Source organism: Kitasatospora sp. NPDC088779, assembly GCF_040685395.1.
GTDB lineage: Bacteria > Actinomycetota > Actinomycetes > Streptomycetales > Streptomycetaceae > Kitasatospora.
On the sequence record NZ_JBFBHW010000020.1, the window covers coordinates 51,470 to 65,494 of the forward strand.

The 14,025-nt window shown below is 73.1% G+C and carries 11 protein-coding genes; 4 read left to right on the plus strand and 7 right to left on the minus strand.

All coding sequences use genetic code 11. The annotated features are described in order from the left end of the window. The first annotated feature begins 55 nt into the window (after window positions 1-55). Complete coding sequence (locus AB0P03_RS20570) at window positions 56-2,539, plus strand: ABC transporter permease (RefSeq protein ID WP_363585365.1); 2,484 nt, start codon at window positions 56-58, stop codon at window positions 2,537-2,539. A gap of 76 nt (window positions 2,540-2,615) precedes the next feature. On the opposite strand, the gene AB0P03_RS20575 is transcribed toward AB0P03_RS20570, so the two are convergent. Together AB0P03_RS20575 and AB0P03_RS20580 are read right to left on the minus strand one after the other, a co-directional pair. Next, the gene (locus tag AB0P03_RS20575) at window positions 2,616-3,488 is read right to left on the minus strand and encodes a carbon-nitrogen hydrolase family protein (RefSeq protein WP_363630131.1); all 873 of its coding nucleotides are present in this window, start codon (window positions 3,486-3,488) and stop codon (window positions 2,616-2,618) included. A 73-nt stretch (window positions 3,489-3,561) separates the two neighbouring features. Beyond that, on the minus strand, window positions 3,562-4,374 hold the full coding sequence (locus AB0P03_RS20580; RefSeq protein ID WP_363630133.1) for a phosphatase PAP2 family protein: 813 nt from the start codon (window positions 4,372-4,374) through the stop codon (window positions 3,562-3,564). A 441-nt stretch (window positions 4,375-4,815) separates the two neighbouring features. Here AB0P03_RS20580 and AB0P03_RS20585 point away from each other — a divergent pair, with 441 nt between their 5' ends. Both AB0P03_RS20585 and AB0P03_RS20590 read left to right on the plus strand, forming a co-directional pair. Next, window positions 4,816-5,787: a sigma-70 family RNA polymerase sigma factor gene (locus AB0P03_RS20585; protein ID WP_363585362.1), complete on the plus strand. Its 972-nt coding sequence runs from the start codon at window positions 4,816-4,818 to the stop codon at window positions 5,785-5,787. Between the two features lie 140 nt (window positions 5,788-5,927). After that, window positions 5,928-6,173: a hypothetical protein gene (locus tag AB0P03_RS20590; RefSeq protein ID WP_363630135.1), complete on the plus strand. Its 246-nt coding sequence runs from the start codon at window positions 5,928-5,930 to the stop codon at window positions 6,171-6,173. Between the two features lie 10 nt (window positions 6,174-6,183). On the opposite strand, the gene mscL is transcribed toward AB0P03_RS20590, so the two are convergent. The 5 genes from mscL to AB0P03_RS20615 all read right to left on the minus strand — a co-directional run bounded on the left by mscL (window position 6,184) and on the right by AB0P03_RS20615 (window position 10,933). After that, on the minus strand, window positions 6,184-6,603 hold the full coding sequence (gene mscL, locus AB0P03_RS20595) for a large conductance mechanosensitive channel protein MscL (protein WP_363585360.1): 420 nt from the start codon (window positions 6,601-6,603) through the stop codon (window positions 6,184-6,186). Between the two features lie 30 nt (window positions 6,604-6,633). Continuing rightward, window positions 6,634-6,897 carry a hypothetical protein gene (locus AB0P03_RS20600; RefSeq protein WP_363630137.1) on the minus strand — a complete coding sequence of 88 codons (264 nt, stop codon included), beginning with the start codon at window positions 6,895-6,897 and terminating at the stop codon, window positions 6,634-6,636. Between the two features lie 295 nt (window positions 6,898-7,192). Continuing rightward, window positions 7,193-7,516, minus strand: a complete 324-nt coding sequence (locus AB0P03_RS20605) for an FmdB family zinc ribbon protein (protein WP_363630139.1) — start codon at window positions 7,514-7,516, stop codon at window positions 7,193-7,195. A 193-nt stretch (window positions 7,517-7,709) separates the two neighbouring features. Further along, window positions 7,710-8,981 (minus strand): MFS transporter, encoded by a 1,272-nt coding sequence (locus tag AB0P03_RS20610; protein WP_363630189.1) that lies wholly within the window; start codon window positions 8,979-8,981, stop codon window positions 7,710-7,712. Window positions 8,982-9,448: 467 nt separating this feature from the next. Beyond that, window positions 9,449-10,933 (minus strand): potassium/proton antiporter, encoded by a 1,485-nt coding sequence (locus AB0P03_RS20615; protein WP_363585358.1) that lies wholly within the window; start codon window positions 10,931-10,933, stop codon window positions 9,449-9,451. 311 nt (window positions 10,934-11,244) lie between these two features. Between AB0P03_RS20615 and AB0P03_RS20620 the strand changes: the two genes are divergently transcribed. Continuing rightward, window positions 11,245-13,956, plus strand: a complete 2,712-nt coding sequence (locus tag AB0P03_RS20620; RefSeq protein ID WP_363585357.1) for a penicillin acylase family protein — start codon at window positions 11,245-11,247, stop codon at window positions 13,954-13,956. The last annotated feature ends 69 nt before the right edge of the window (window positions 13,957-14,025 follow it).

Genomic DNA, 14,025 nt, shown 5'->3' on the forward strand with positions numbered 1-14,025 from the left:
GGTGAGGCCCCTGCCAGTGCGTCGTGCCTGGTCAGGGCGGACGAGCCGGGGAGCGATGACGACGTACCGATACACCGTGGCCGAGCTGCGCGGGCAACTGCGGCAGCTGCTCCTGAGCGGGGCCGCGATCGCGCTGGGGGTGGCCTTCCTGATCGCCTCGGTCAGCGGCAGCGGGGCGCTGGTGGACTCCTTCAGCCAGACCGCAGCCGCCGAGGTCGGGCCCGGCGACGTGCAGGTGACCAGGACCGCCGCCGGCGGTGGGCTGGACGCCGCCGCCGAGCGGGCCCGGCGGACGGCCGGGGTGGCCGGGGTGGCGCCGCGACTGGTCGGCAAGGGATCGGTGCTGACGGCCGACGGGCGCCCGCTCGACCAGACCGCCGCGGTCAGCGCGGTCGCCGACGACCCGGCGCTGCGCTGGCAGTTGCTCACCGGCGGCCACTGGCCGGCCGGGCCCGGCGAGGTGCTGCTCGACGCCGACACCGCGCACCGGCTCGACGCCGCCCCCGGGGCCGAGGTGCGGCTGGCCCGGGCCGACGGCTCCGCCGCCACCGCCCGGCTGGCGGGCGTCCTGGACGGCCGGGGCGCGCCCAGCCTCGCCGGGCGCCCGATCGTCGGCGTCCCGGCCGGTGCGGTCGCCCAGTACGCGACCGGCGTCACCACCGCCCAGCTGGACGTCCGGGTCCGGCCGGACGCCTCGCGGGCCCGGACCGTCGAGGCGCTGCGCGCCGTCCTCGGCGACGGCGTCGAGGTGCGCACCCGAGACGCCTCCGTCACCGAGGCGACCCGGCAGAGCCGGACCCTCTACGGGGTGGTGCTGATCGCCGCGCTCTCCTTCGTGCTGATCGCGCTCGCGGTGGCGCGGATGGTGGTCGGCAACACCTTCACAGTGGTGCTGGCCCAGCGGACCCGCCAACTCGCCCTGCTGCGCTGCGTGGGCGCCGACCGGCGGCAGCTGCGCCGGCTGATCCGCCGCCAGGGGCTGCTGCTCGGGACGGGAGCCTCGGCGGCGGGCGTGCTGCTGGGGGTCGGCCTGTGCGCGGCGGGGACGGTGGTCGTCGGCACGCTCGACCTCGGCCCGGTGCACCTCTCGCTGGCGCCGGCCCCGCTGACCTGCGCGCTGGCCGGGCTGTTCGGCGTGCTGCTCACCCTGCTGGCCGTCCGCGGCCCGGCGAAGGCCGCGGCGGCGGTGCCGCCGGTGGCCGCGCTCGGCGGCACGCACGGGCCGGTCGGCGGGGCGGCCAAGGCCCGGGCGGCGGTGTGGACGGCGGTGCTGCTGTGCGCGGGGACGGCGCTGCTGGTGGCCGGCGCGGTGGCCCCGCCGCCGCTGTCGCTGCTCGCGGTCACCGTCGGCGCGATCGTCAGCTTCTTCGGCGTGCTGCGGCTCGCCGACCGGCTGCTGCCCGCCGTCGTCGGCGTGCTGGGCGGCCCGGCCCGGCGGCTCGGTGGGACGGCCGGGCGGCTCGCCACCCAGCAGCTGCGGCTCAACCCGGGCCGCACCGGGGCGACCGGCTCGGCGCTGCTGCTCGGCGTGACCGTGATGGTCGGCGCGGTCACCGCGCTGGAGATCACCTCCAACTCCCTGGTGCCGGCGGTGTCCGCGCGCCAACCCGGGGTCTTCTCGGCGGTCGTCACCGGGGGCGGCGCGCTGCCCGCCGGGGCGGTCACCGCGCTCGGTGCGCAGCGCGGGCTCGCCGTCACGCCGGTCCGCTCGGCCACCGTCGAACTCGACGGCCGGCCCACCCTGGTCGCGGCCGCCGACCTGGCCCGGCTCAACCCCTCGGCGGACGGCGTCGACCAGGCCGGGGCGCTCGCCGACGGCGCCGCGCTGAGCGGTCTCGGCGGCGGCGGGGTGCGCCGGGTCGGGGGTCCGGCGGGCGGGCCCGGCACCGACCTGCGGGTCGAACCCGGACGCAGCAGCCTGCCGTTCACCCTGCAGACCGGTGCGACGCTGCTGGTGACCCCCGCGACCCTGGACCGGCTCGCCCCCGGCGCGGCCGTCACCACGGTCTGGATCAGCCCGGGCGCGGGCGAGGACCGGTCGACCGCCCGCCGGGCGCTGGACCGGGCGCTCGCCGACCACCCGGAGGTGGCCGTCACCGACACCGGCGCGCAGGTGGAGACGCTGCGGCTGCTGCTGGACCGGATGACGACCGTCAGCATGGCCCTGCTGTCCTTCTCGGTCGCCATCGCCGGGCTCGGCGTCGCGGCCACCCTGATGCTCAGCGTCAGCGAACGCGCCCGCGAGATCGGCATGCTGCGCGCCATCGGGATGTCCCGGCGGCAGCTGCGCCGGATGCTCACCCTGGAGGCGGTGCTGCTGTCGCTGGCCGGGGCGTTGGTCGGCACCGGACTGGGCGTCGGCTACGGCTGGGCGGCCGCGCGTTCGCTCACCTCCACGGTGGGGACGGTCGGCGGCCCGCCGGTGGTGCTGGTGCTGGCCGCGCTCGGGCTGACCGTCCTGACCGGGCTCGCCGCCGCCGTCCTGCCAGCCCGTCGGGTCGGCCGGATGACCGTGGTGGACGCGATGCGGACCGCCTGACCGGCCAGCGCACCCGGCTCGGAGCGGCCGGGCCACCCCGCCTGCCCGGAGCGGCCGGGCACGGAGGTCGACCGGCTCAGGCCAGGGTGAAGAGGGCGCGCGGGGCGGCCGGGCGGGCGCCGGCGACGGCCAGGTCGGCGAGCATGGTCTCGGTCTCCCGGGCGGCGCGCAGGACGGCCGGGTCGAGGTCGACGACCACCAGTTCGCGCCGGTCCTCGCCGGCCTCGGCGAGCAGCCGGCCGTCCGGGGCCCACACCGCGCTGCCGCCGCAGGTGTGCCAACCGCCGGTGTGGCCGATGTGGTTGGCGAGCACCGTGTAGAGGGTGTTGTCGAGCGCGCGGGCGGGGAACCAGGTGCGGGACTCGTGGTGGCCGTGGCCGACGCTGAACAGCGCGCCGACCAGGTAGGCGTGGCAGCCGTCGAGTGCGGCGGCGCGGGGGTGCTCGGGGAAGCCCGAGTCGTAGCAGACGCCGAGGCCGAGCCGCCAGCCGTCCAGCTCCAGGGTGCAACCAGCCGCCCCGGGGCGGTAGTAGTCGCGTTCGGTCTTGAACAGGTGCTGCTTGTCGTAGCGGGTGACGAGGCCGCCGTCCGGGCCGAGGACGAAGGCGGAGACCCGCAGCTCGTCGCCCACCTGCGCGGCGGCGCCGACGATCGCGGCGGTGCCGGTCTCGCGGCAGGCCTCGGCGATCGGCGCGAGGCGCGGATCGCCGGGCTGGACGGCGTACTTGAGCGGGTCGGTGCGGATCAGCTCGGGCTCGTAGCCGGAGAGGAACTTCTCGGCGAACAGCACCAGGCGGGCGCCGGCCGCGGCGGCCTCGCGGATCAACTCGGCGGCCTGGGTGGCGTTGGCGGGTATGTCACCGGCCACGGCCTGGGCCTGGACGGTGGCGATCCGCAGCGGGCGCTCGGGGTGACGGACGGCGGCGGTGGGGACCGGGTCGGGGGACATGGCCGTCACGCTAGCGGACGGCTTCGGGCAGCCCCGGACGGCTTCGGACGGCCGCGCGTGGATGCCGACGGCCTCAGTGGACGGCCCCGTCCGGGTGGTCGGTGGCGGCGTCGCCCAGCGGGTCGGTGCCGCGCGGCGACCGGACCGACGGCACGGTGATCCGCTGGACCCTCGGCCGGGTACGCCAGTTGACCCGCCGTACGTCGCGGGCGAGCGCGCCCGGTCGCCAGAGTTCGACGACGGCCGTCACGGCGCCCAGCACGAATCCGGCGGCCAGCCAGCCGGCGACCACGTCGCTCGGCCAGTGGACCCCGAGGGCGATCCTGGTCCAGCCGATGGTCAGCACCGTCGCCGCCGCCACCGTGCAGGCGGCGATCCGCCCGCGTCGGCGGACCCGGTACCAGACCAGGCCGACCAGCACCGCGCAGGTGATCGCCGAGGCCATGGCGTGCCCGGAGGGGAAGGCCGGGCCGCCGGCGTGCGAGACCGGGTCGGCGAAGGAGGGCCGTTGGCGGTCGACGGCCAGCTTCAGCGCCCACTGGCCGCCCCAGCCGACCAGGGTCTGGGCGGCCACCCAGCCGGCCAGGACCCGGGCGCCGATCAGCCACAGCCAGACGGCCGCGATGCCGAGCAGGGTGCGCATCGTGACCGTGCCGCCGATGTCGGAGAGCGTCTGCACCGAGGCGGTCCAGATCCGGTGCCGCCGGGCGAAGGTGTGCAGTTCGCCGATCCAGCTCTGGTCGAGCTGTTCCAGCGGATGCCAGTGCCGGGTCACCAGGGCGGCCAGGAGGCCGAACAGCGCGGCACAGACCACCGCGAGCGCCGAATCCCGCAAGAGGCGGCGGTGACGCGCAGTGACGGCGGTCGAGCTGTTGGTCAGGTGCATGGCTGACACCTTCCCAGTGTCCCGGGGCGATCAGGACCACGGGTGATAGCGATTCGGCATCGTTTGTGGGGAGAACCTGCGTGCGCCGGGGAGCGGGCGCCGGTGGAAGGCGGGGGCGCGCGGGAACGCGCGTGCCCGTTCGGGGGTTTCACCCTGTATGGCGGCCGGTGGGGCGGCGGGCGCGTGTGCGGGGCGTGACGGAAGCGTTCGGAAGCGGTAGTGGAAACGACACCGAAGGTGTTCGTCCGGTCACCGGGTGTCCATGGCCGGGGTGAAAACCAGCAGGGTACTGCATCGCGGGGAAGAATCTGAGTGACTTGGGAATGTTGTCCGGATTCTGTTCGTTGGATCGTTACGTGTGAGCCCCGGCGGGGCCCGCACTTCTTGCCCTCTCGGGGGGCAGGCAGGCAGACCTCGGCAATTCCAGCAAAGGGAGCAAGCATGGCCACCCGTGCCGTCGTTCGCGACAGGGCCGACCGGACTCGCGCGGCCCGCCCGACCAACCTTGAGGCCGACCGCGACCTGGTCGGTATGTACCTCGACGAGATCGCCAGGACACCCCTGCTCGATGCCGCCGAGGAGGTCGAGCTCTCACTGCGGATCGAGGCCGGCGTGTACGCCCAGCACCTGCTGGAGGAGGGCGTGTTCCCCGAGGGCGTGAAGCGCGAGGAACTGGAGGCGATAGCCGAGGACGCCGAGCGCGCCAAGGACGTCTTCATCCGCTCCAACCTCCGGCTCGTGGTGGCGGTCGCCCGCCGGTACCCGCGCAGTGGCCTTCCGCTGCTGGACCTCATCCAGGAGGGCAACGCCGGCCTGGTGCGCGCCGTCGAGAAGTTCGACTACGCCAAGGGCTTCAAGTTCTCCACCTACGCCACCTGGTGGATCCGGCAGGCGATCACCCGGTCGATCGCCGACCAGTCCCGCACCATCCGGCTGCCCGTGCACCTGGTCGAGGAGCTGGGGCGGATCCGGCGGGTGCAGCGGGAGAAGTCGAAGGAGCTGGGCCGCGAGGCCGAGCCGGCCGAGATCGCGGCCGAGCTGGACACCACCGAGGCCCGGATCAAGGACGTGCTGGACTGGGCCCGCGACCCGGTCAGCCTCAACATGGCGGTCGACGACGAGGGCGAGACCCAGTTCGGCGACCTGGTCGAGGACACCGGGGCGACGTCCCCCGAGGACGCCGTGATGGTGATGCTCCGCCGCGAGGAGCTGGACGGCCTGATCGGGCGGCTGGACGACCGCACGGCCTCGATCATCCGCTCCCGCTACGGGATGGAGGACGGCCGCGAGCGCACCCTCACCGAGGTGGGCAAGCAGCACGGCCTCACCCGCGAGCGGATCCGCCAGATCGAGAAGCACGCGCTGGCCGAGCTGAAGAAGATCGCCGACCACGCGGGCTTCGAGGCCGCCTGAGAACCCGAGCCAACTGCCTGCGGCTCCACCCGGCCCCGGGCCCTGGTGCGGAGCGCTCCGCACCAGGGCCCGGGGTGTGTCGCGGGGCTCTTAGGCTGGAGGGACGGGACGATCCGGACGGCAGTCGACGGGAAGCGGAAGTGAGCAGGGTGAGCGAGCAGGGGCAGGCGCGGGAGCAGGGACAGGGGCAGGGGCAGGGGGAGCAGCAGGGGCGGGAGGAGCGGCCGGCGGCGCCGAAGGCCCGGCTGGTCTTCCGGGACCCGCTGGACCAGCAGTCCCGGGACGACACCGACACCGGTTGGGGTGAGCGCCCCGGGGCGGGGGAGAGCGGTGGGCGGGGGCTGGACTGGTACCTGAGCCAGCGCCCGCCGCACCACGGGGACTGAGGAGCGGTGCTCAGCGCTGCGGGGCGATCAGCGCGTCGCGGATCTCGGTGAGCAGTTGGACCTCCTTGGCCTCGGCCTCCGCCGCCGTCTCGGCGGTGCTCTTCCGCCTGGCGGCCAGCCTGTTCATGGGCACGATCAGGACGAAGTAGACGACGGCCGCCGTGATCAGGAACTGCAGCAGGGCGCTGAGCACCGATCCCCACAGGATGAGGATCCCGGACGTGACCTCGCCGGTGGCGTTCAGCTCGCAGGGGCCCTTGAGGCAGGAACTGTAGGACGCCAGGTCCTTCGTTCCGAAGACGCCGACGATCGGATTGATGACGCCCTTGACGAAGGCGTTGACGATGTTGGTGAAGGCCGCGCCGATGACGACGGCGACGGCGAATTCGACGACGTTTCCACGCAGCAGGAATTGCTTGAAGCCTTTCATGCCGCCGTGAACGACGAAGTCGTTGCCCGGTCACGGGTGATCTTCCGTTGGGCCGGATTGACAACCCGTCCGGCCCACCGGGCCGCCCGGCGGCGCCGGCAGCCCGGCCCGCGCGGGCCCGACCGCGAGCGCCGCGGCCACCGCGAGCAGCACCAGCGCGGGCACCCCGGCCCGGTGCCGTACGGCGTGCCGCCAGCGGTGCCACCCGCCGGCCCCGCGCCGGATCGGCGGGAAGCGCGGCACCTCCCGCCGGGGCGGTACGGCGGGTGCGGGCAGCGGTACGGAGAGGCTCATGGTCGTCATGGTCACCACCGAGGTCGTGGGGGCCGCTCCTGTGCGGGCCGGTCGTTCTCCGGCGACCCCTACGATGTGCGCCGCGCGCCGCCCCGGAAAGCCCTTATCCGCAGCCTGTGGACAACTCGGGCCCTGTGGACGAATTCGTACACCCGCACGAGTGCATCCGGCCCGCCCGGGATGACGAACCGGGGCGACGAGTGGTGACGGCGAACCGGGACGACGAAGGCCCGCCGCCCCGCGAAGAACGCGGGGTGGCGGGCCTTGTCGATGCGCTGGGCGTCCGGCGCCGAGGTCAGCTCGCGGCCGGAGCCGGGCTGGAGGAGCTGGAAGAGCTCGAAGAACCGGAGGACGAGGACGTCGAGGACGACGCCGGGGTCGAGCCGGACGACGACGCCGAGGAGCTACCGGAGGAGCCTGCGCCCACCGTGCTGCTGGAGGACGAACGGCTGTCGGTGCGGTAGAAGCCCGAGCCCTTGAACACGACGCCCACGGCCGAGAAGACCTTGCGGAGCCGTCCCTGGCAGTCGGGGCACGTGGTCAGCGCCTCGTCGGTGAACTTCTGCACCGCCTCCAGGCCGTTGCCGCACTCGGTGCACTGGTACTGGTACGTGGGCACTTGTCTTCCTCCTGGCACTCTCGCCTGATGAGTGCTAACGATGGTCAATGATGCGGCATTCCGCTGGATCAGTCCAGCGACTCCGATGTGAGATGAGCCGTGGCCGAGCCGCGCACGCTCTTCCACCGCGGCTCCGCGCCGCCCCCACCGCGCGCCGCCCACGGCTTCGCGCGGTGCGCCACCGCGTGCCCGCTCAGCCCTTGGCCGCGCCCACCAGCTGCGGCGCGGCGCCGCGCTCCGGTGCGGCCGCGACCACCTGGCCCGGCGCGGTCAGCAGGTGCCGCAGCGACACCAGCGCGATCAGGCCCAGGCCGGCGCCGGCCACCGGCACCAGGAACCCGCTGGACGGCCCGTGGCCGTCGATCAGCTGCCCGGCGATCATCTGGCCGACCGCCAGGCCGAGGCCGATGGCGCCGGTCAGCCAGGTGAACGCCTCGGTCTTGGCGCCGTCCGCGACGAGCGTCTCGACCAGGGTGTAGCCGCTGATCAGGGTCGGCGCGATGGCCAGGCCGCAGACCAGTCCGGCGACGGCGAGCGCGATCAGGTTGGGCATCGCCCACAGCGTCGAGCAGCCCAGCACGAGCAGGGCGTAGCTCATGATCATCCGCTGCTGCACGGCCCGCCGCCAGGCGATCACGCCGTACAGCACGCCGGCCACCATCGAGCCGCCGGCGAAGATCCCGTACACGGTGCCGGCGGCGGCGTGCTGCCCGACCGAGTCGGCGAAGGCGTTCACCGAGACCTGCATGCCGCCGAACACGGCGCCCACCCCGAGGAAGGCCCCGGCCAGCAGCCGGACGCCGGGGGAGGCGAGCGCGGAGGCGCGCCGCACGCCGGGCTGGGGCACCGCCCGGGCGGGCGCGGTGCGCCGCTGGGCGGCGAAGGCCAGGCCGCCGACGAGGGTCAGCGTGGCCTCGGCGATCAGCCCGGCCGAGGGGCTGACCGTGGTGGCGACGGCGGTGGCCAGGATCGGGCCGATCACGAAGGTGAACTCGTCCGTCACGGACTCGAAGGCGAACGCGGTGCCCACCTTGGCCGCGGACGAGGCGGACGCGCCGTCCGCGGTGAACTCGGCGATCCAGCGGGACCGGACCATGGCGCCGATCTGCGGAACGCTCGCGCCGGCCGGGACGGCGGCCAGGAACAGGCTCCAGGCCGGTGCGTGGCCGAGCGACAGCGCGATCAGCGCGCCGACCGAGGCCGCGTGCACCACGACGGTCGGGACGAGGACGGCGGTCTGGCCGTACCGGTCGGCGAGCCGGCCGGTCTGCGGGCCGATCAGGGCCTGGGCGACGGCGGCGACGGCCGCGACGGTGCTCGCGGTGCCGTACGAGCCGTGGGTGTCCTTGACGAGCAGCAGGATGCCCATGCTGAGCATCGCGTACGGCAGCCGCGCGAGGAACGCCGGTGCCAGGAACGTCCAGGCGCCGGGCGTGCGCAGCAGCGCGCCGTACCCGACCCGCACGGGGGCGGGGGCGCCGGCGGCATCGGCGGTGCCGTCGGCAGGGGTGGCGTTGGCGGTGTCACGCGGGGTCGCGGTGTCCGCGGGGTCGTCGACCGTTCGGCGGGCCGTCACGGTCGGTCCTTCCTGCTGCCTGGTAGCGCGGCAGGGCATGGGGTGGCCCCGACGGCGCCGAGAGTCGTCCTCTCGCGCGTCGACCGGGGTAGATACCGGGCCGGCCCGGCGTGGTGGCCGAGGTCCGGACCGCGGCCGCCGAACGGTCGCGCCAACTCTGCTTCAGGCAGATGCTGGGTGTGATCTGACCATCATACATATACGCGCGTAGATGTCGCGCGAATCCCCAGACTACAAGGCCCGTCCAAAATTGTCCTGCCCATCGAAGGTGAACAGCTGGTGAGGCCTTCCGGTCTTCCGGCCTTGCGGTCGCCACCCGCCGCCCACCTTCCCGGCTCAGCGCCCGACGGCGGGTCTCACCGCCCGTTCAGCCACCCCGCGAGCTTGCCGCCCTTGTCCACGGCCCGCAGCCGCCGTTCGGCCGCCTCGCCGACCTCGTCGGTGGTGACCACCAGCAGCTCGTCCCCGCCGCGCAGCACCGTCGCCTTGTCCGGCACGAAGGAGCTGCCCTCCCGCACCACCAGGGTGACGGCGGCCCCCTTGGGCAGCCGCAGCTCGCTGACCTCCACGCCGGACATCCGGGAGCCGGGGGAGAGCGCGACCGACAGCAGGTGCCCGTGCAGCTTCTCCAGCGGGGCGGACTCGATGTCCAGGTCCTGGCCCATCGAGCCCTCGCCGATCCGCAGCTGCTTGGCCACCCAGGGCAGGGTCGGGCCCTGGAGCAGGGTGAAGACGACGACCAGGATGAAGACGATGTTGAAGACGTCCTGGGCCTTCGGCGCGCCCGACACCAGCGGGATGGTCGCCAGCACGATGGGCACCGCCCCGCGCAGCCCGGCCCAGCTGAGCAGCGCCTGCTCCCGGCCCGGAACCTTGAACGGTGTCAGCGTCAGCACCACGGACAGCGGCCGGGCCAGGAAGACCAGCACGCCGCCGATCACCAGCGCGGGGACCACCGCGGAGCCCATGGTCTCGGGCGTGCAGAGCAGGCCGAGCAGCACGAACATGCCGATCTGCCCGATCCAGGCCAGGCCGTCGGCGAAGCCCCGGACGGCCGGGCCGTGCGGCAGCTTGGCGTTGCCGAGGATCACCGCGCAGATGTAGACGGCGAGGAAGCCGGAGCCGTGCAGCAGTGCGCCGCCCGCGTAGGCGAGCACGGTCAGCGCCATCACCGCGATCGGGTACAGGCCGGAGGAGGGCAGCGCGACGTGCTTGATCCCGTACGCGCCGAGCTTGCCGACCGCGAAGCCGACCGCCGCGCCGATCGCCAGCTCGGCGATGATCGTGCCGACCAGGACGTACCAGGAGTCCAGCTCGCCGGTGGTGGCGAAGGCGACGACCAGGATGACCACGGGCGCGTCGTTGAAGCCGGACTCGGCCTCCAGCAGGCCGGTGAGCCGGTGCGGCAGCGGGACCATGCGCAGGACGGAGAAGACGGCGGCGGCGTCGGTGGAGGAGACGATCGCGCCGAGCAGCATCGAGGTCCGCCAGTCCAGGCCGACCAGCCAGTGCGCGCCGGCCGCGGTGACGAACACGCTGACCCCGACGCCGACGGTGGCGAGCACGGTGGCGGCCGGCATCACGGGTCTGACCTCGCGCCAGCTGGTCTTGAGGCCGCCCTCGGCGAGGATCACCACGAGCGCCGCGTAGCCGAGCACCTGGGTCAGCTCGGCGTTGTTGAAGGAGACGCCGATGCCGTTCTGGCCCAGGGCGACGCCGATCCCGAGGTAGATCAGCAGGCTCGGTAGCCCTGAGCGGGTGGATATCCGCACGGCGACCACCGCGACCAGCAGGATCACGGAGAACTCGAGGAGGAGCTGGTTCAGGTGGTCGATGTTCACGCAGTGGCACCTCGTGCAGGCAGGGGCGGGCGGGGTGTCTGGTGGTGCTGGAGGGCGCGACCCGTTAAGAAGGCGTCAATGCTCCTGTTGCGGATCGTTACTCAGTCTAACATTTTGCCATATCTTTAGTTTCTTTTCCTCCTCGGGCCCCCAACCGCCGCTTCCGGGCCTCCTCGTTGACCTCCTCCGATCCCACGGTGAGCGTCCCCCGTGCACGCCGCTCGGCCGACTCGGCCTAATGTGGTGCCCTGTCACGGCCCCCGGCCCTGGACACGCCCGCCCGCCCCGAAGTCAGGACCGCAAGGACCCAGATGCCCCGCTCGAAGAAGTTCCGGCGCGCCCGTCTGATCGTGATCGTGCTGGTCGTGCTGCTGGTGGCCGGCGTCGGCTACGGCGGCTACCGCGGGGTCACCGCGGTCCGCGCGTCCTTCCCGGAGGTCGACGGCACCGTCAAGGTGGCGGGCATGAGCGCGCCGGTCGACGTCAAGCGGGACGCCAACGGCATCCCGCAGCTCTACGCCGACACCAACGAGGACCTCTTCCGCGCCCAGGGCTACGTCCAGGCGCAGGACCGCTTCTGGGAGATGGACGTCCGGCGGCACATCACCGCCGGCCGGCTGTCCGAGATGTTCGGCGACGGCCAGGTCGACACCGACGCCTTCATCCGGACCATGGGCTGGCGGCAGGTGGCGCAGAAGGAGTTCGACACCAAGCTGTCGGCCGACACCAAGAAGAACCTCCAGGCCTACGCGGACGGCGTGAACGCCTGGCTCGCCGAGCACCCCGGCGGCGAGAAGGCCTCTCTGGAGTACGCCCTGCTCGGCGCCGTCAACGGCGACTACCAGCCCGAGCAGTGGAGCCCGGTCGACTCAGTGGCCTGGCTCAAGGCGATGGCCTGGAACCTCTCCGGGAACCTCCAGGAGGAGATCGACCGCTCGCTGCTGGCCCAGGACTTCGGTCCGGACAAGATCGCCGAGCTGTACCCCGACTACCCGTACACCCGCAACGGCACGATCGTGAAGACCGGCACGGTGGCCGGCGACAACTACCGCCCCGCCGACGGCTCGCCCCCGTCCGGCGGCGGCACCGCCACCACCCAGGGCGCGGCCACCACCAAGGCGCTGCTCCAGGGCCTCACCGACCGGATCGACGGCATGCCGCAGCTGCTCGGCCGCCCCGGCCAGGGCATCGGCTCCAACTCCTGGGTCGTCGCCGGCACCCACACCACCACCGGCAAGCCGCTGCTGGCCAACGACCCGCACCTCGGCCCCGGCCTGCCCTCGGTCTGGTACCAGATGGGCCTGCACTGCCGCACCAGCTCGCCGGCCTGCCAGTACGACGTCTCCGGCTTCAGCTTCGCCGGCATGCCCGGCGTGATCATCGGCCACAACAAGGACGTCGCCTGGGGCTTCACCAACCTCGGCGCCGACGTGACCGACCTCTACCTGGAGAAGGTCACCGGCCCGGACACCTACCAGGTCGACGGCAAGGACGTGAAGTTCGACCTCCGCAAGGAGACCATCAAGGTCGCCGGCGGCGACGACCGCACGATCACCGTCCGCACCACCCAGACCGGCGCCCCGCTCATCTCCGACCAGAGCACCGAGCAGCAGAACGTCGGCAAGTACGCCCCCAACGGCAGCGCCGCCCCCGACCGCGGCACCGGCGGCTACGGCGTCGCCCTGCAGTGGACGGCGCTGAACCCCGGCAAGACCATGGACGCGGTGTTCGAGCTGGACCGGGCCCGCAACTGGGACGAGTTCCGGGCCGCCGCCAAGGACTTCGCCGTCCCCGCGCAGAACCTGGTCTACGCCGACGCCAAGCACATCGGCTACCAGGCCCCCGGCGACATCCCGGTCCGCGGCAAGGGCGACGGCACCTACCCGGCCCCGGGCTGGGACTCCACGTACCAGTGGAAGGGCTCGATCCCCTTCACCGCCCTGCCGTACAGCCTGGACCCGTCCGCGGGCTACATCGTCACCGCGAACCAGGCCGTGGTGGACCCGAGCTACAAGTACTCGCTCACCAAGGACTGGGAGTACGGCACCCGGGCCAAGGAGATCACCGACCAGATCGAGGGCCTACTCAAGAACAACGGCAAGATCTCGCCGGACGACATGCAGACCATGCAGCTGGACAACACCAGCATCATGGCCAAGACGCTCGTCCCGCTGCTGCTCAAGCAGCAGATCGACGACCCGTACGTGCGCGAGGCCCAGGACCTGCTGAAGGACTGGAACTACCACCAGGACGCCGACTCGGCCGCCGCCGCCTACTACAACGGCGTCTGGCGCCAGCTGCTCAGCCTCGCCTTCGGCCAGAAGTTCCCGGCCGACCTGCGGGCCAAGGGCAACTGCCTGCTGGTCCGCCAGCAGGACGACCCGACCAGGCCGGACAGCTCCAGCAAGATCGTCACCGAGTGCGGCACCCGCGACCCGGGCAAGGCCCAGCCGGACGGCGGCGACCGCTGGACCGAGGTGGTCCGGCAGCAGCTGGACAAGCCGGACAGCTCCTGGTGGACGTACATCGACTCCCAGCACAAGGAGCAGAAGGGCCTGGACAACCTGCTCAAGGAGGCGATGAAGGACGCCCGGCAGGACCTCACCTCGCTGCTCAGCAAGGACATCTCCACCTGGAGCTGGGGCCGCCTGCACAAGCTGACCCTGCGCGAGCAGACCCTCGGCACCGACGACTCCTCGATCGCCTCCGGCGCGGTCCACCGGCTGCTCAACCGCGGCCCGTACCGGCTCTCCGGCGGCTCGGCGGCCGTCGACGCGGCCGGCTGGAACGCGGCGGCCGGCTACCAGGTGGACTGGATCCCGTCGATGCGGATGGTGATCGACCTGAGTGACCTCGACTCCTCGCGGTGGATCAACGTCGGCGGCGCCTCCGGCCACGCCTTCCACGACAACTACAACGACCAGACCGACCTCTGGCTCAAGGGCAAGCTGCTGACCTGGGCCTACACGCCGGACGCGGTCGAGAAGGCCACCAAGCACAAGCTGGTGCTCACCAACGGCTGACCCCGCACGACCCGCACGACCCGCACGACCCCGGCGGCCCCGCTCCCTCCCCGGAGCGGGGCCGCCGCC